Annotated in this window: 14 protein-coding genes; 8 read left to right on the plus strand and 6 right to left on the minus strand. The window is 69.5% G+C overall.

Going from position 1 to position 17,705, the window contains the following annotated elements:
- Positions 1 to 4 precede the first annotated feature (4 nt).
- Both nucS and G6N49_RS29405 read left to right on the plus strand, forming a co-directional pair.
- The gene (gene nucS / locus G6N49_RS03720; RefSeq protein WP_011856329.1) at positions 5 to 676 is read left to right on the plus strand and encodes an endonuclease NucS; all 672 of its coding nucleotides are present in this window, start codon (positions 5 to 7) and stop codon (positions 674 to 676) included.
- Between the two features lie 17 nt (positions 677 to 693).
- Positions 694 to 990: an Rv1322 family protein gene (locus G6N49_RS29405; protein WP_011561246.1), complete on the plus strand. Its 297-nt coding sequence runs from the start codon at positions 694 to 696 to the stop codon at positions 988 to 990.
- Between the two features lie 4 nt (positions 991 to 994).
- Here the strand turns inward: G6N49_RS29405 and mce are convergent, their stop codons facing one another.
- Positions 995 to 1,465, minus strand: a complete 471-nt coding sequence (mce, locus tag G6N49_RS03730) for a methylmalonyl-CoA epimerase (protein ID WP_011856328.1) — start codon at positions 1,463 to 1,465, stop codon at positions 995 to 997.
- Between the two features lie 93 nt (positions 1,466 to 1,558).
- Here mce and G6N49_RS03735 point away from each other — a divergent pair, with 93 nt between their 5' ends.
- From G6N49_RS03735 to G6N49_RS03745, 3 genes are read left to right on the plus strand one after another with little or no spacing between them, the layout of a single operon-like run.
- Entirely contained in the window at positions 1,559 to 2,740 is a 1,182-nt protein-coding gene (locus G6N49_RS03735) for an acetyl-CoA C-acetyltransferase (protein ID WP_011856327.1), read from the plus strand.
- A gap of 56 nt (positions 2,741 to 2,796) precedes the next feature.
- Positions 2,797 to 3,177: a DUF3817 domain-containing protein gene (locus tag G6N49_RS03740; protein WP_011856326.1), complete on the plus strand. Its 381-nt coding sequence runs from the start codon at positions 2,797 to 2,799 to the stop codon at positions 3,175 to 3,177.
- 13 nt (positions 3,178 to 3,190) lie between these two features.
- Entirely contained in the window at positions 3,191 to 4,090 is a 900-nt protein-coding gene (locus G6N49_RS03745; protein ID WP_011561242.1) for a tetratricopeptide repeat protein, read from the plus strand.
- 6 nt (positions 4,091 to 4,096) lie between these two features.
- Here G6N49_RS03745 and glgB read toward each other — a convergent pair whose 3' ends face one another.
- Positions 4,097 to 6,376: a 1,4-alpha-glucan branching protein GlgB gene (gene glgB / locus G6N49_RS03750; RefSeq protein WP_011856325.1), complete on the minus strand. Its 2,280-nt coding sequence runs from the start codon at positions 6,374 to 6,376 to the stop codon at positions 4,097 to 4,099.
- A gap of 8 nt (positions 6,377 to 6,384) precedes the next feature.
- Positions 6,385 to 8,472: an alpha-1,4-glucan--maltose-1-phosphate maltosyltransferase gene (locus tag G6N49_RS03755; RefSeq protein WP_011856324.1), complete on the minus strand. Its 2,088-nt coding sequence runs from the start codon at positions 8,470 to 8,472 to the stop codon at positions 6,385 to 6,387.
- A 194-nt stretch (positions 8,473 to 8,666) separates the two neighbouring features.
- Between G6N49_RS03755 and G6N49_RS03760 the strand changes: the two genes are divergently transcribed.
- The 3 genes from G6N49_RS03760 to G6N49_RS03770 all read left to right on the plus strand — a co-directional run bounded on the left by G6N49_RS03760 (position 8,667) and on the right by G6N49_RS03770 (position 12,876).
- Positions 8,667 to 11,249, plus strand: a complete 2,583-nt coding sequence (locus G6N49_RS03760) for a glycosyltransferase family 1 protein (protein WP_011856323.1) — start codon at positions 8,667 to 8,669, stop codon at positions 11,247 to 11,249.
- Entirely contained in the window at positions 11,246 to 12,088 is an 843-nt protein-coding gene (locus G6N49_RS03765; protein WP_011856322.1) for a virginiamycin B lyase, read from the plus strand. Before G6N49_RS03760 ends, G6N49_RS03765 begins: the two co-directional genes overlap by 4 nt.
- 80 nt (positions 12,089 to 12,168) lie before the next feature.
- Positions 12,169 to 12,876 carry an MspA family porin gene (locus tag G6N49_RS03770; protein ID WP_011856321.1) on the plus strand — a complete coding sequence of 236 codons (708 nt, stop codon included), beginning with the start codon at positions 12,169 to 12,171 and terminating at the stop codon, positions 12,874 to 12,876.
- Positions 12,877 to 12,879: 3 nt separating this feature from the next.
- Here the strand turns inward: G6N49_RS03770 and G6N49_RS03775 are convergent, their stop codons facing one another.
- The 3 genes from G6N49_RS03775 to G6N49_RS03785 are packed head-to-tail and all read right to left on the minus strand — an operon-like array spanning position 12,880 to position 17,690.
- Positions 12,880 to 14,325 carry a neutral zinc metallopeptidase gene (locus G6N49_RS03775; protein WP_083045560.1) on the minus strand — a complete coding sequence of 482 codons (1,446 nt, stop codon included), beginning with the start codon at positions 14,323 to 14,325 and terminating at the stop codon, positions 12,880 to 12,882.
- A gap of 42 nt (positions 14,326 to 14,367) precedes the next feature.
- A complete protein-coding gene (locus tag G6N49_RS03780; RefSeq protein WP_011856319.1) occupies positions 14,368 to 16,365 on the minus strand; it encodes an ATP-dependent DNA helicase in 1,998 nt (665 codons plus the stop codon).
- A gap of 2 nt (positions 16,366 to 16,367) precedes the next feature.
- Entirely contained in the window at positions 16,368 to 17,690 is a 1,323-nt protein-coding gene (locus G6N49_RS03785) for a nicotinate phosphoribosyltransferase (protein WP_011561234.1), read from the minus strand.
- Positions 17,691 to 17,705 lie beyond the last annotated feature (15 nt).

Here is a 17,705-nt window from a genome sequence, read left to right on the forward strand (position 1 = left end):
GCGGGTGCGTCTCGTCATCGCCCAGTGCACGGTCGACTACGTCGGCCGGTTGACCGCCCATCTGCCGTCCGCCCGCCGGCTGCTGCTGATCAAATCCGACGGTTCGGTCAGCGTGCACGCCGACGACCGGGCCTACAAACCGCTGAACTGGATGAGCCCACCGTGTCGGCTGTCGGAGGAGTCCGGTGATCCGCACCCCGTGTGGGTGGTGGAGAACAAGACCGGCGAGCAGCTGCGGATCACCGTCGAGGAGATCGAACACGACTCCAGCCACGACCTCGGGGTGGATCCGGGGCTGGTCAAGGACGGTGTGGAGGCGCATCTGCAGAAGCTGCTGGCCGAACACGTCGAGCTGCTGGGCGCCGGTTACACGCTGGTGCGCCGTGAGTACATGACCGCGATCGGGCCGGTCGACCTGCTGTGCCGCGACGAGACCGGTCGTTCGGTGGCCGTGGAGATCAAACGCCGCGGTGAGATCGACGGGGTCGAACAGCTCACCCGCTACCTCGAACTGCTCAACCGGGACACCCTGCTGGCGCCGGTGTCCGGCGTGTTCGCCGCCCAACAGATCAAACCGCAGGCCCGCACGCTGGCCAACGATCGTGGGATTCGTTGTCTGATACTCGATTACGACCAGATGCGCGGTATGGACAGCGACGAGTACCGGCTGTTCTGAGCGCTTAGACTGCCCTCATGCCCAGGCGCCGCCCTCCGCCGCGGCGGTCGCGTCCGCTGCCTGCCGTGTTCGAGCAACGGCGGGTCGAGACCGGGCCCGACGGGTACGAGTACGAGGTTCGACCGGTGGTCGGCTCGCGCGCGACGAAGACTTACCGGTGCCCTGGCTGTGATCATGAGATCCGGCCCGGCACAGCACATCTCGTGGTCTGGCCGGCGGATTCGGGGGAGTCGGCGGTCGAGGACCGCCGCCACTGGCACACGCCGTGCTGGACGCACCGGGCCACGCGGGGCCCGACGCGTAGATGGTCCTAGCGGATCAGTGCTCGGCGGCGGGTTCGAGGAGCTCGATGAGCACGCCGCCGCCGTCCTTGGGGTGGATGAAATTGATGCGCGAGTTCGAGGTGCCGCGGCGGGGCTCGTCGTAGATGAGCCGCACGCCCTGCTCGCGCAACCGCTCGCAGAGGCCGTCGAGGTCGCTGACGCGGTAGGCGAACTGCTGCAGGCCGGGGCCGCGCTTGTCGAGGAACTTCGCGATGGTCGACGAGTCGTCGATCGGTGACATCAGCTGAATCTGGGTGCTGCCCACCGGGGCGCCCCGCACCGACAGCATGGCCTCGCGGATGCCCTGCTCCTCGTTGACTTCTTCGTGCAGCACGATCATGCCGAGGTGGTCGTGGTACCACCTGATCGCTTCGTCCAGATCCGGCACCGCGATACCGACGTGATCGATCGCGGTCACCAGGGCGGTGGCCAGCACTGGACGGGCGTCAATTTGCTCGGCAGTCATATCGCAAAGGTAACCTAACGGCATCGGTTCCGAACACTTCAGGTCACCTGTATAGCCTCATCGGAACCGCCCGAAACCCGCTTGGAGGTATTGATGACGACGTCGGTGATCGTTGCTGGGGCCCGCACGCCGGTAGGCAAGTTGATGGGTTCGCTGAAGGACTTCTCGGGCAGTGATCTGGGCGGGATCGCGATCAAGGCCGCGTTGGAGAAGGCGGGTGTGGCACCGTCGTCCGTCGATTACGTGATCATGGGCCAGGTGCTCACCGCCGGCGCCGGGCAGATGCCCGCCCGCCAGGCCGCCGTGGCCGCCGGTATCCCGTGGGACGTGCCTGCGCTGACCATCAACAAGATGTGCCTATCGGGCATCGACGCGATCGCGCTGGCCGACCAGCTCATCCGCGCGGGTGAGTTCGACGTCGTGGTCGCCGGTGGTCAGGAGTCGATGACCCAGGCCCCGCACCTGCTCGTCAACAGCCGCTCGGGATACAAGTACGGCGACGTGACCGCGCTCGACCACATGGCCTATGACGGCCTGCACGACGTGTTCACCGACCAGCCGATGGGTGCGCTCACCGAACAGCGCAACGACGTCGACCAGTTCACCCGCGCCCAGCAGGACGAGTTCGCTGCCACCTCGCATCAGAAGGCCGCCGCGGCGTGGAAGGACGGCGTATACGCCGACGAGGTGGTGCCGGTGTCGATCCCGCAGCGCAAGGGTGACCCCATCGAGTTCTCGGAGGACGAGGGCATCCGGGCCAACACCACGGCCGAGTCGCTGGCCGGGCTCAAGCCGGCGTTCCGCAAGGACGGCACCATCACCGCCGGTTCGGCGTCGCAGATCTCGGACGGCGCTTGCGCAGTGGTGGTGATGAACAAGGCCAAGGCCGAGGAACTGGGCCTGACCTGGCTCGCGGAGATCGGCGCGCACGGCGTGGTCGCCGGCCCCGACTCCACCCTGCAGAGCCAGCCGGCCAACGCGATCAAGAAGGCGATCGCCCGCGAGGGCATCTCGACCGATCAGCTCGACGTGATCGAGATCAACGAGGCGTTCTCGGCGGTCGCGTTGGCGTCCACCCAGGAACTCGGCGTGGATCCGGAGCGGGTCAACGTCAACGGCGGTGCCATCGCGATCGGCCACCCGATCGGGATGTCCGGTGCCCGGATCACGCTGCACGCGGCCCTCGAGCTGGCCCGCCGCGGCTCCGGTTACGCGGTGGCCGCGCTCTGCGGTGCGGGCGGTCAGGGCGATGCGCTGATCCTGCGTCGCCCCTGACGCGTCGGCCCGGCCTCTACGACGGCTTGTAGTAATCGCGGCCGGCTTCCGGCACAATGGCGGCCATGTCTGGTGCTTTCGATCTGCGTAACCCCGTCGGCTGGCTCCGGCTCGTCGGCCTGCTCGAGGCGGCGAGCTGGGTCGGGCTGCTGCTGGGGATGTACTTCAAGTACCTCGCCAGCCCGAGCACCGAGATCGGGGTCAAGATTTTCGGACCCATCCACGGCGGCGTGTTCGTCGCGTTCCTCGCGGCCGCCGTCGTGACCGGGTTCACTCTCAAGTGGCGGGCCTGGACATGGTTGCTGGCGGGGCTGGCGAGCATCGTCCCGCTCGGAACTGTGATTTTCCTCATATGGGCCGATCGCACGGGTCGGCTCGACGGCGACACCGTCTCCGCGGCGGGTCGGGCGGGCCGCCCCGCACCCGAAACAACGTGACAGACTTGCACGCGTGACACGTCCACGACCTTCCATCGGGCCGGCACTGGCCGGTGCGGTTGATCTGTCCGCGCTCAAACAACGCCCCGCCGCCGAGGCGGCCGGGCCCGCCGGGGCAGGCGGCCCGGGCGGAGTCGAGATCACCGAGGCGAACCTCGAAGCCGAGGTGTTGATCCGCTCCAGTCAGGTTCCCGTGGTGGTGCTGCTGTGGTCACCCCGCAGCGACTCCAGCGTGGCACTGGGGCAGACGCTCGCCGAGCTGGCGAACGCCGACGCCGGCAAGTGGTCGCTGGCGACGGTCAACGTCGACACCACGCCGCGGGTGGCGCAGATGTTCGGCGTGCAGGCGGTGCCGACGGTCGTCGCGCTCGCCGGAGGCCAGCCGATCTCGAGCTTCCAGGGGCCGCAGCCCGCCGATCAGCTACGGCGCTGGATCGACTCGCTCCTCGAAGCGACGGCAGGCAAGCTCGCCGGATCCGGTGATCCCGACCAGCCCGAGCAGGTCGACCCCGAGGTCGCGCAGGCACGCGCCTTCCTCGACAACGGCGACTTCGACGCCGCGCTGAGCGCCTACCAGGCGATCCTCGACGCCCAGCCGAATCACGCCGAGGCCAAGGGCGCGGTCCGGCAGATCGTGTTCCTCCAACGTGCGACGACGCAGCGCCCGGACGCGGTGACCGTCGCCGACGCCGCACCCGACGACGTCGACGCCGCGTTCGCCGCGGCCGACGTCGAGATCCTCCAGCAGCAGGTCGAGGCGGCGTTCGAGCGGTTGATCGCCTTGGTCAAGCGCACCGCGGGCGACGACCGCACCCGGGTGCGAACCCGGCTCATCGAACTGTTCGAGCTCTTCGACCCGGCCGATCCCGAGGTCATCGCGGGCCGGCGCAAGCTCGCCAACGCCCTGTACTGAGCGCCGTCAGGACAGCGGCGGCGCAGTCGGGGGCTCCTGGACGACGGGCGCCTCGGCGGCCACCGGCTCGAACCACAGCGCCGACAGCGGCGGCAGCACCATCACCGCCGAGGCGGGCCGGCCGTGCCACGGCTCGTCGGTGGCCTGCACCGCCCCGTAGTTGCCGATGCCCGCGCCGTTGTAGTCGGCCGCGTCGGTGTTGAGCACCTCACGCCACGTCCCGGCGTGCGGCAGGCCCAGCCGGTAGTGGCTGTGCTCGGAGCCGGAGAAGTTGAACACACACGCCAGCACCGAACCGTCGTCGCCGTAGCGCAGGAAGCTCAGCACGTTGTTCGTCGAGTCGTTGGCGTCGATCCACGAGTACCCCTCCGGGCTGGTGTCGTGTGACCACAGCGCCCGGTGGCTGGTGTAGATCCCGTTCATGTCGGAGATCATCCGCAGGATGCCGCCCGAGTAGCTGTTCTCGTCGAGTTGGTACCAGTCGACGCCCCGCTCCTCCGACCACTCCGCGCGCTGGCCGAACTCCTGGCCCTGGAACAGCAACTGCTTACCGGGGTGCGCCCACTGGTAGGCCAGCAGCTGCCGCACGCCCGCGGCCTTGCGGTGGTCGTCGCCGGGCATCCGGCCCCACAGCGTGCCCTTACCGTGCACCACCTCGTCGTGGCTGATCGGCAGCACGTAGTTCTCGCTGAACGCGTAGAGCATCGAGAACGTCATCTCGTGGTGGTGGTAGCTGCGGTGGATGGGGTCGCGGCTGATGAACGCCAACGTGTCGTTCATCCAGCCCATGTTCCACTTCATCGAGAAGCCCAGCCCGCCCAGATTGGTCGGACGGGTCACGCCGGGCCACGACGTCGACTCCTCGGCGATCGTCACGATGCCCGGACTGGCCTTGTGCACAGTGGCGTTCATCTCCTGGAGGAACTGCACCGCCTCGAGGTTCTCGCGGCCGCCGTAGATGTTCGGCGTCCAGCCGCCCTCGGGCCGCGAGTAGTCCAGGTAGAGCATCGAGGCGACGGCGTCCACGCGTAGTCCGTCGACGTGGAACTCCTGCAGCCAGTACAGCGCGTTGGCGACCAGGAAGTTGCGCACCTCGGCCCGGCCGAAGTCGAAGACGTATGTGCCCCAATCCAACTGTTCACCGCGGCGGGGGTCGGCGTGTTCGTAGAGTGCGGTGCCGTCGAACCGGCCCAGCGCCCACGCGTCCTTCGGGAAGTGCGCGGGCACCCAGTCGACGATCACCCCGATGCCGGCCTGATGCAGTCGGTCGACGAGGTAGCGGAACTCGTCGGGGGTGCCCAGGCGCGAGGTCGGCGCGTAGTACGACGTGACCTGGTAACCCCACGAACCCCCGAACGGGTGCTCGGCCACCGGCAGCATCTCGACATGGGTGAACCCGTGCTCGACGACGTACTCGGTCAGCTGATCGGCCAGCTCCACGTACGACAGGCCGGGCCGCCACGACATGAGGTGCACCTCGAGGGTGCTCATCGGCTCGAACACCGGGTTCTGGGCGGCGCGCTGCGTCATCCACGCGTCGTCGTTCCACGTGTAGCTGCTCGTGGTGACCCGCGATGCGGTCTGCGGCGGCACCTCGGTCGCGAAGGCCATCGGGTCGGCCCGCTCGCTCACCACGCCGTCGGCGCCGTGGATGCGGAACTTGTAGAGCCCGTCGACCGGGAAGTCCGGCCAGAACAGCTCCCACACCCCGGTCGAACCGAGGACGCGCAGCTGCGCCTCGTTGCCGTCCCAGTGGTTGAAGTCGCCGATCAGCTGCACACCGTTGGCGTTGGGCGCCCAGACGGCGAACGAGACGCCTTCGACGACGCCGTCGGGGGTTTCGAAGGTGCGCGGATGCGCCCCGAGCACCTCCCACAACCGTTCGTGGCGCCCCTCGGAGAACAGGTGCAGGTCCATCTCGCCCAGCGTGGGCAGGAACCGGTACGCGTCGGCGGTGTGGTGGATGTGCGGCTGGTCGCCGCCGTGGTCGTAGCCGACCTCGAGGCGGTAGTCGATCAGGCCGGTGAACGGCAGCGTCACCGCGAACACGCCGGCCTCGAGGTGGGTGAACACGTGGCGTTCGCCGCCGACGACGGCCGCGACCTCGGTCGCGTGCGGACGGTACGCCCGGATCACCGTGTGGTCGTCGTATTCGTGCGCCCCGAGGATCGAATGCGGGTCGTGGTGCTCACCGGCGAGCAACCGGTTCAGGTCGGCGGTGTGCGGCCGCAGATGCGGGCTGGGGGTCACCGCGGTGTCTTTCGGCAGTCCTTTTGTCTTGGCCATGCGTGTGTTCACTCCCTACGCAGTAGGTTGAGGCGTTGGTCGGCGGGCACCTGGGGCATGTTGAGCACGTGCGCGACCGCCTTCGCCGGTTCGATGCGCACGTAGTTCGACTGCCCCCACTGGTATTCCTCTCCGGTGATCTCGTCGCGGACCCAGAACCTGTCGTATGGCTCCATTCCCAATGCGGGCATGTCCAACCACACTGTGGCCTCTTCGGGCCCGAACGGGTTGAGCGTGACCACGACGAGGACCTGATCACCGGTGGCCGGGTCGAACTTGCTGTAGGCCAGGACGGCGTCGTTGTCGGGGTAGTGGAACGTGATGGTCCGCAGTTCGTGCAGCGCCGGATGCACCCGCCGAATCTCGTTGAGCCGGGTGATGAACGGCTCCAGTGACTCCCCGTCGGCCAGGGCGGCGTCGAAGTCGCGCGGACGCAGTTCGTACTTCTCGGAGTTGAGGTACTCCTCGCTGCCTTCCCGCACCGGTCGGTGTTCGAACAGTTCGTAACCGGAGTAGACCCCCCACACCGAACTCATCGTGGACGCCAGCACCGCGCGGATCGCGAACATGCCGGGGCCGCCGTGCTGGAGGCTTTCGTGCAGGATGTCGGGGGTGTTGACGAACAGGTTGGGCCGCGCATAGTCGGCGTGTTCGGCGATCTGCCTGCCGAACTCGGTCAACTCGTGTTTCGACGTCCGCCAGGTGAAGTACGTGTACGACTGCGTGTAGCCGAGTTTCGCCAGCCCGTACAGGCGGGCCGGCCGGGTGAACGCCTCGGCCAGGAACAGCACGTCGGGGTCCTCGTTCTTGATCTCCCCGATCAGCCACGCCCAGAAGTTGGGCGGTTTGGTGTGTGGGTTGTCCACGCGAAAGACCTTGACGCCGTGGGAGATCCAGAACCGGACCACCCGCAGCACCTCCATGTACAACCCCGTCGGGTCGTTGTCGAAGTTCAGCGGATAGATGTCCTGGTACTTCTTCGGCGGGTTCTCCGCGTAGGCGATGGTGCCGTCGGGCAGCACGGTGAACCACTCCGGATGCTCGCGCGCCCACGGATGGTCCGGCGCACACTGCAGCGCCAGGTCCAGCGCCACCTCGAGGCCTTCGTCACGGGCCGCGGCGACGAAGTCGTCGAAGTCCTCGATGGTGCCCAACTCCGGGTGCACGGCGTCGTGGCCGCCCTCGTCGCTGCCGATCGCCCACGGTGACCCCACGTCGTTCGGGCCCGCGGTCACGCTGTTGTTCGGGCCCTTGCGGTGCACCTTGCCGATCGGGTGGATCGGCGGGAGGTAGACCACGTCGAAGCCCATCCGGGCGACCCGGGGCAGCGCCTTGGTGGCGGTGGCGAACGTGCCGTGCACGGGGTGGCCCTGGCTGTCCCAACCGCCGGTGGAGCGGGGGAAGAACTCGTACCAGGAGCCGAAGCGGGCCAGCGGGCGGTCCACCCAGACGCCGTATTGCTCACCGCGGGTGACCAATTCGCGCAGCGGATACTGGTCGAGCAGTGCGGTGACGTCGGCCGCCAGCGCCGCCCCCGCCCGGTAGAACGGATCGCCGGGTTCGCGCAGTCGTTCGACGGCCTGCACCAGCGGGTAGCGGTCCTGACGGGGGACACCGGTGGCGGCCCGCTCCAGCAGCCGCGCGCCCACGAGCAGATCGTTGTCCAGTTCGGACTCGCTCTGGCCGGCGTCGAGTTTGGCGATCACGTTGTGGCGCCAGCTGGCGATCGGATCGCCCCAGCCGTCGACACGGTAGGTCCACAACCCGACCGCGTCCGGTACGAAGTGCCCGTGGAAGACATCGGGGGTGCGGCCCAGGCTCATCGGCAGCGCCTGCGGCTTCTTCCGCGGCGAAGGGTTGACGACCTCGTCGATCGGCACGGCCTCGGTGGTGCTCACCCGGCCGACCGGAGCGTCGGCGAGTTCGGGATAGGACGTGCCGTGATAGCGCACCACCAGCGTTGCGGAGACGGCTTCGTGGCCCTCGCGCCACACCGTGGCGCTCACCGGCACCACCTCACCCACCACCGCTTTGGCCGGATACCTGCCGCCGGATACCACGGGCGCGACGTCATCGATTCCGATACGGCCGGCCACCACCACTCCTCTTCGAATCGGCGCGACCACCAGCATCGTCGATGTGGCCACTCTGTCGGTTGGTTCTGTCTCGGTCGGTTGTCGTAGACCTTCTCCGCGCCCTATACCCACCGTAGTGCGCGGCCCAACCCGAAGCCGGCCAAGGAATCGACGAGGGGCTGCGGCGCTCGGAGAAGTCAGTAAGGTAAACCCACGTGAAAGCCCTGCGCAGGTTCACCGTCCGAGCACACCTTCCCGACCGGCTTGCCGCGCTGGAGCGGCTTTCGATCAACCTCCGCTGGTCGTGGGACAAACCGACCCAGGATCTGTTCGCCGACATCGACCCGAAACTGTGGCAGCAGATCGGCTGCGATCCGGTCGCGCTGCTCGGCGGTGTGAAGCCGGGCCGGCTCGACGAACTCGCCCGCGACGAATCGTTCGTGCGCCGACTCGACGGGCTGGCCGCCGATCTCGACGACTACCTGAGCCGGCCGCTGTGGTATCAGCAGCAGCTCGAACAGGGTGAGGTGCTGCCCAACGGGATCGCCTACTTCTCGATGGAGTTCGGCGTGGCCGAGGTGCTGCCGAACTACTCCGGCGGTCTGGGCATCCTGGCCGGCGACCACCTCAAGTCCGCGTCCGACCTGGGGCTGCCGCTGATCGCCGTCGGGTTGTACTACCGCTCCGGCTACTTCCGGCAGTCGTTGACCGCCGACGGGTGGCAGCACGAGAATTATCCGTCGCTGGATCCGCAGGGGCTGCCGCTGCGGCTGCTGACCGACGCCGACGACAACCAGGTGCTCGTCGAACTCGAGCTGCCCGACGACGCCACCCTGCGCGCGCGGGTCTGGGTGGCGCAGGTCGGGCGGATTCCCTTGCTGCTGCTCGACTCCGACATCCCGGAGAACGAACACGAACTGCGCGGCGTCACCGACCGCCTCTACGGCGGCGATCAGGAGCACCGGATCAAACAGGAGATCCTCGCCGGTATCGGCGGCGTCCGCGCGATCCGCGCGTTCACCGAGGTGGAGGGGTTGCCCTCACCGGAGGTGTTCCACATGAACGAGGGCCACGCCGGATTCCTCGGGGTGGAGCGCATCCGCGAATTGATCGACGCCGGACTGGATTTCGACACCGCGCTCACCGTCGTGCGGTCCTCGACGGTGTTCACCACGCACACCCCCGTGCCCGCGGGTATCGACCGGTTCCCGGTGGAGATGATCAAGCGGTACTTCGGCGGCTCGCACCTGCTGCCGGGGGTGCCGCTGGACCGGATCGTCGCGTTCGGCGCCGAGGACGATCCGTCGAAGTTCAACATGGCCCACATGGGTCTGCGGCTGGCCCAGCGGGCCAACGGCGTCTCACTGCTGCACGGACAGGTCAGCCGGGAGATGTTCAACGAACTCTGGCCGGGGTTCGATCCGAACGAGGTGCCGATCGGCTCGATCACCAACGGTGTGCACGCCCCCACGTGGGCCGCACCGCAGTGGCTCGAACTCGGTCGCGAACTCCTCGGCAGCCACGACCTCGGACTGCTGCGCGAGACCGCCACGTGGGAGCGCCTGCAGGAGGTGGATCCGGGTCACCTGTGGTGGATCCGTTCGCAGCTGCGCCGGGCGCTGGTCGACGACGTCCGCGCACGGCTGCGCCGGTCCTGGCTCGAGCGCGGCGCCGCCGAGGCTGAATTGGGTTGGATCGCAACCGCATTCGACCCGGACGTGCTGACGATCGGGTTCGCGCGCCGGGTGCCCACCTACAAGCGGTTGACGCTGATGCTGCGCGATCCGGCACGGCTGGAGAAGCTGCTTCTCGACAAGGAGCGGCCGATGCAGCTGATCGTGGCGGGTAAGTCGCACCCCGCCGACGACGGCGGAAAGGCGCTCATCCAGCAGGTGGTCCGGTTCGCCGACCGTCACGACGTCCGCCACCGCATCGCGTTCCTGCCGGACTACGACATGTCGATGGCGAGGCAGCTGTACTACGGCTGCGACGTGTGGCTGAACAACCCGCTGCGCCCGCTGGAGGCGTGCGGCACGTCGGGGATGAAGAGCGCGCTCAACGGCGGGTTGAACCTGTCCATCCGCGACGGCTGGTGGGACGAGTGGTTCGACGGTGAGAACGGATGGGAGATCCCGACCGCCGACGGACTGGCCGACGAGGCGCGCCGCGACGATCTGGAGGCGGCCGCGCTCTACGACCTCGTCGAACAATCGGTGGCCCCCAAGTTCTACGAGCGCGACGAACACGGCATCCCGATCCGCTGGGTCGAGATGGTCCGCCACACCCTCAGGGTGCTGGGCCCGAAGGTGCTGGCCTCCCGCATGGTGCGCGACTACACCGAGAAGTACTACGCCCCCGCCGCGCAGTCGCTGCGGCGCACCGTCGAGGACGCCGACGGGGTGACGTTCGGCGCGGCGAGCGAATTGGCCGCCTACCGGCGCCGGGTGCAGGCGGCGTGGCCGAAGCTCGAGATCACCGACGTGGACAGCTCCGGACTGCCCGACACCCCGCTGATCAATTCCGAGTTGACGTTGACCGCGACGGTGGCGCTGGCCGGTCTGCGGCCCGACGAGGTGTCCGTGCAGGCGGTCCTGGGCCGCGTCGACGCGAGCGACACGTTGCTCGATCCGGTGACGGCACCGATGGAGCACACCGGCACCGCCGACGACGGCAGGGAGGTCTTCGCGACGACGACGCCGCTGCCGGTGGCCGGGCCGGTGGGCTACACCGTTCGCGTGCTGCCGCACCATCGGCTGCTGGCCGCCGACAACGAACTCGGCCTGGTCGCGCTGGCGTGAGCCTGATCCGCGAGATCGCGGGCGGCCCCTACGCCCTGGCGGCCGGACCCGACGGGGCGATGTGGGTGACGCTCGTGCACGACGGTGCGATCGCCCGGGTGGGGGCCGACGGAGCGGTCGATCGCTTCCCGGTGGCCGACGGCTCCCGCCCGTCGCTGATCTCGGCCGGACCCGACGGGGCGCTGTGGTTCACCCGCAACGGCGACGACCGGATCGGGCGCCTCACCACCGCAGGGGAACTCACCGAGTTCCCGCTCAGCGAGGGCAGCGCGCCGTTCGGCATCTGCGCAGGCGCCGACGGCGCCCTGTGGTTCACCGAGATGGGGTCGGGCGGTATCGGACGCATCACCGTCGACGGCGAGACCAGCGGGTGGGCGTCGGTCGGCGGAACCCCGTCGATGATCACCCGCGGACCCGACGACGCGGTGTGGTTCACCCTCAACCAGGGCAACGCAATCGGTCGACTGCATCCCCGCGACGGGGTGACGATGCGCGAACTGCCCACCCGCGGGGCCGGCCCGGTGGGCATCACCGCCACCCACGACGACGCGATCTGGTTCACCGAGATCCTCGCCGACAAACTCGGCCGCATCCCACTCGACGGGGCACTGCAGGAGATCGACCTGCCCGGCAAGCCGCACGCCGTGGTCGCCGACCCTTCCGGCGGCGTGTGGGTGAGCCTGTGGGGCGCCGACCGGCTGGCCCGGGTCAGCGCCGACGGCGACATCGAGACCTTCGACCTGCCGCCCGGCAGTGAACCGCACGGTCTGGCGTTCGGCCCCGACGGCGGCCTGTGGGTCGCGCTGGAGTCCGGCTTCGTCCTGCGGATGCCCGACTGACCGGGACGCACGTCGAACCTCCACCCACCGCCATGTAGGTTCCTCGGTTAGTGCGTCTAGTCAGCTAGGGGGCTACAACGGTGTGGCAACGCGGCTTCACGGTGCTGGCGATCTGCGGTCTGCTGGCAACCGCCCAACCTGCATACGGATGGGCCCAGCCCGCCGCCGAACCCGTGGCCGGTGATGCCGCGCCGCCGCCGCCCGAGGGTGCGGTTCCCTCGACGCCGCCCTCGCACACCGGGACCCCCGACGGCTGGACGCTCACGCTGTCGGCGAAAGACGAGACCCAGGCGGTGATCCCGCCGCTGACCACCGCGCTGTCGTCGCGTGAGTACGTCGTGGGCGGCACCTTCTCCGGTGACCTCGCAGGCCCCGACGCCGCCGACCCGCCGACCGGCGTCCTCGAGGTCGGCTACGAAATCGGTTGCGGCATCGACATGAGCACGTCCAACGGCGTGTCGCTGACCGGGACCGCGGGGTTGAACCCGTCGCTCGGCGTGATCGGGACCGATGTCATCTCACCGATCCCCGACGGCATCCTGCCGGGCATCGGCGGCAACATCGGCGGCGGTGTCACCGTCGGCCTCAAACCCGGCATCATCAACGTCGTCCCGGTGACCGAGAAGGAGTTCACCGGCGCCGCGCCGTGGGTGATGGTCAGCAACTTCCGCATCAAGATCGACGGCTGCGTCGGGCAGTCGTTCATCCGGTCATACGCCATCCTGACCCACGAGACCGAGATGTCCGAAGCGGTGCTCGCGTGGTACGGCACCACCAAGGTTGTCTGACCCCTACGGGAAGCGGGTCAGGCACCGCTGTTCGTCGCCGAGCACCCCGACCCGGAAGGCGTCGATCCGGGAGAACCCCGACGGCACCGAATCGCCGTTGACGTCGCTGGCGGCCAGCCCGTTGGTCAGGATGCCCGAGACCGCCTCGTCGAGGTCGCCGGCCGTCAGCGCGATAGTGCTCCCGTCGGGGGTGGTGACGTCGCGCGACAGCAACGAGGTGGCGACCCCCGTCAGGCAGGCGGTGCGCAGGGCCGCCTCGGCGGTGTCGAGCACCAGACCCTGCTCGCGCTGCACCGCCTGCAGATACCGCGACATCAGCACCGAGTACGCCGTGTTGTCGCCGTTCGCCAGCCCGTTGGTGTCGACCTCCTCCTGCGGGGCGCCCATGATCTGCAGTTCGGCGAGGTCGACGACGAGCCTGCCGGTGGCCGGGCAGTAGGACACCGGCGGGCTCGGGCGCGCGTCCGGGCAGGTCTGCGCGGCGTCGGCGTCGAAGTCGAGTTGCGGCGGGCGGGCGGGTTCGAACGTGATGGTCAGCGCGTCGACGATCGACCGCACGGACTCGGCGGTGACGGGCAGTTCGCCGGTCTGGTCCTCGGCGAGCAGCACCGGCAGATCGCCGCGCCGCTGGCCGATCTCGCGCAGGTCGATCGCCGCACACGACGACGGGCCGTCGGTGAAGCCGAACTGGAAGGCCGAGACGCGTTCGAACGCCGAACCGTGTTCGTCGAGCGCGGCGAACAGATCGCCCTCGCTGAACAACGGGTCGCGGAACGCGATGACGGCCGACAACACACCGTTGAGACCGTCGGCGGTGCTCAGGGTGAAGCGCGGCGACGACCCCTCGGCCACCCAGCGCATGTAGGCCCCGGCGAAACAGTCCGCCTGCTGTTCGGGCACCAGCACCGGGGTGTCGGGATCGTTGAGCTCGGCCTGGCGCACGATCGTGTGCCCGTACTCGTGGGCGAGCACCATCGCCACACCCATGTCCCCGTTCGCGGCCCGCAGTGCGGGCAGGAGTTCACCACGGTCCCACCCGATCGTGTTCTCCTCGAGGCAGAACCCGGCGTTGACCAGGTCGATGGTGTCGATGCCGCAGAACATCCCGTCGAATTCGCTTGAGTTCCACGACATCAGCGTCTCGATCGGGGTGAACTGTTCACCGGCGAACGTCTCCGGATAGGCCTGCGTCCAGAACTCCTCGACGTCGCTGACCGCCGCCGCGGCGAGCTTGTCGATGTCACCGCCGTCGGAGCCCACGACGTCGCGGCCGGGGGCCTCGGCATCCGGGCGCAGACCCGTCGGCCCGTCGGTGGCCACCATGCCGGCCACCCGGAACGGGTCGTCGAACACCGATACCGGACGGCCCTGCAGCGTGGTCGAGCAGCCGGCGACCACCAGCACCGCCGCCGCGGTGACCTGGACGCCGAACACCCGCCGTCGGCTCATGCTGGCGCCTTTCCGTGTCACTTCGTTCGAAGGATAGTGACGTCAGGACCCGGCGCGGAGGCGTTCGAGCGCCGCGCGCACCCGGGCCGGGTCGGTGGTGGCCCAGAACGGCGGCAGCGAGGCGCGTAGGTAACCGCTGTAGCGGGCCGTCGCCATGCGCGAGTCCAGGACCGCGACCACACCGCGGTCGTCGGTGCGCCGCAGCAACCGGCCGGCCCCCTGGGCGAGCAGCAGTGCGGCGTGTGACGCCGCGACGGCCATGAAACCGTTGCCGCCGTGTGCGGTCACCGCCCGCTGCCTGGCCGTCAGCAACGGATCGTCGGGCCGCGGGAACGGGATCCGGTCGATGAGCACCAGCGACAGCGACGGCCCCGGCACGTCGACGCCCTGCCACAGCGACAGCGTGCCGAACAGCGAGGTCTGCGGATCGTCGGCGAACCGCTCCACCAGCGCCGAGGTGGTGTCCTCACCCTGGCACAGCACCGGCGTGTCGAGCCGGTCGCGCATCACCTCCGCGGCGGCCTTCGCCGCCCGCATGGAGGAGAACAGGCCCAGCGTGCGTCCGCCCGCGGCGGTGATCAGGGCCTCGATCTCCTTGAGCTGTTCGGCCGAACCGGTGCCGTCGCGGCCCGGCGGCGGGAGGTGGGCGGCGACGTAGAGGATCCCGGCCTTGGCATGGTCGAACGGTGAGCCGACGTCGAGTCCGTGCCACTTGGTGTCGGCCAGCCCCCAGGCCCGGGCCATCGCCTCGAAGTTGCCGCCCACGGTCAGCGTCGCCGACGTCAGCACCGTGGTCGCGTGCTCGAACAGCCGGGTGCGCAGCAGCCCGGCCACCGACAGCGGCGCCACCCGCAGGATCGCGCTGACCGAACCGGCGCCGCCGCCCTCGTGGTCCAGCCACACGACGTCGACGCGGTCGGGGATGGCCGGAACGAAGGAGTCCAGGATCCGGTTGGCGGTGTCGCTGACATCGCTCAGCGCGGTCACCGCCTCGGTCCGCGCGGCGGCGGCCTTCGGATCGCTCGGTGCGGTGTCGATCGCCGACCGGGCCCGGTCGGCCGCGTCGCGCAGCGCGGTCAGGTAGGTGGCCAGCTCGTCGTCGAGGCGGTCGATGCGTCCGGGCGTGCCGTCGTGGATGGCCGACGACACGGTGGCGACGGCGGCCTCCAGCCGATCCGCGAGCTCACCCTCGACCAGCCGCGCCACCCGGCGGTGGGCGATGCCCAGCGAGGTCGCCGAGAGCTCACCGGTCGCCACCGACGTCACCCGGTCGGCCAGTTCGTGCGCCTCGTCGATCACCACCGCGCTGTGTTCGGGCAGCACCGCGGCATCGGAGATCGCATCGATCGCCAGCAGCGCGTGGTTGGTCACCACCACGTCCACGTCGGCCGCCTTCTCGCGGGCCTTCTCGGCGAAGCAGTCGGTGCCGTACGGGCATCGGGAGACGCCGATGCACTCCCGCGCCGACACGCTGACCTGACGCCACGACCGCTCGGGGACGCCGGGTCGCAGTTCGTCGCGGTCACCGGTCTCGGTGTCCGACGCCCACTTGGTCAGCCGCTGCACGTCTCGGCCCAGGGCGGTGGCCGCGACCGCGTCGAAGAGCTCCTCCTGGGGCCGGTCGTCGGGGGCGTCGCCGATTCCGGTGCTCCCGTTGTGGATCTTGTTGAGACACAGGTAGTTTCCACGGCCCTTGAGCAACGCGAACTGCGGTCGGCGCGGCAGCGAACCGCTCAGGGCGTCGGCGAGGCGGGGCAGGTCGCGGTCGACGAGCTGGCGCTGCAGGGCGATCGTGGCGGTCGACACCACGACCGGTTCGTCGACGGCGATCGCGTGGGCGATCGCGGGCACGAGATAGGCCAGCGACTTGCCGGTGCCGGTGCCGGCCTGCACCGCAAGGTGCCGGCCGGTGTCGAACGCCGTCGCCACGGCCCTGGCCATCTCGACCTGACCGGGCCGCTCGGCACCGCCCACCGCAGCGACGGCCGCGGCCAACAGATCGGTGACGCCTTCGCCGGCGTCGTCGTTACCCGTGGCCACTCCTAGGGTCGTCCGGCGCCGCGGACAGGGGCCATCATGCGGGTCGGGATCGCCGGTTCGCCGCGGGACAGTTTCAGCCCGTCCCACGGCAGGCTGTGCAGTCCGGCGACGACCCGCTCACGCGCGGCGGCGAGGTCGACGTCGCCGACCGGTTCACCGTCGCGGACCAGCGGCACCGTCAGCGGGCGCAGGTCGTAACCGGCGGTGGCCTCAGGTGGGGAACCGAACGGGTGCACCACCTCCTCGACGATGGTGCCGGACGGTTTCGCCAGCCGGGCCGCCTGTTTGCGTCCGCCGTGGGATTCCTTGTGGCTGCTGCGTTTCTCGACGGGCAGGCCGTCGACCTCGACGAGTTTGTAGACCATGCCCGCCGTCGGTGCGCCGGAGCCGGTGACCAGCGAGGTGCCGACTCCGTAGAAGTCGACCGGTTCGGCGCGCAGGGCGGCGATCGAGAACTCGTCGAGGTCGCCGGACACCACGATGCGGGTCCCGGTCGCGCCGAGGCCGTCGAGTTGGGCGCGCACCTGGCGGGCCAGCACACCGAGGTCGCCGGAGTCGATGCGCACCGCACCCAACCGCGGACCGGCCGCCTCGACGGCGTTGGCGACGCCCGCGGTGATGTCGTAGGTGTCGACCAACAGCGTGGTGTCCACTCCCAGGGCCTCGACCTGGGCCCGGAACGCGGCCACCTCGTCGGGCCCGTCGGCGGTGGTGTGCAGCAGCGTGAAGGCGTGGGCGCTGGTCCCCATGGCGGGCACCCCGTAACGGCGCTGCGCCTCGAGATTCGAACTGCCGGCGAATCCCGCCAGATAGGCCGCCCTGGCGGCGGCCACGGCCGCCTGCTCATGGGTGCGCCGCGACCCCATCTCGATGAGCGGTCGGCCGTCGGCCGCGGTGGCCATCCGGGCGGCGGCCGCGGCGATCGCGCTGTCGTGGTTGAAGATCGACAGCGCCAACGTCTCGAGCACCACGCACTCGGCGAACGTGCCGTGCACCGACAGCACCGGCGAGCCCGGGAAGAACAGCTCGCCCTCCGGGTAGCCGTCGATGTCGCCGCCGAAGCGGTACCCGGCGAGGTACCCCAGGGTCTCGTCGTCGAGGAAGTCGGCGACGGCGGCCAGCGCCGTGTCGTCGAAGGTGAACTCGCGCAACGCCTCGACCAACCGGGCGGTGCCGGCCACCACGCCGTACCGGCGACCGTCGGGCAGCCGCCGGGCGAAGATCTCGAACGTCGCGCGCCGGTGTGCGGTCCCGTCGCGCAGCGCGGCTGCCAGCATTGTCAGCTCGTATTTGTCGGTCAGCAGCGCGGCTGTCACAGCTGCCACCGTAACCCGGATGGC

This window comes from Mycolicibacterium monacense, from assembly GCF_010731575.1.
Classification (GTDB): domain Bacteria; phylum Actinomycetota; class Actinomycetes; order Mycobacteriales; family Mycobacteriaceae; genus Mycobacterium; species Mycobacterium monacense.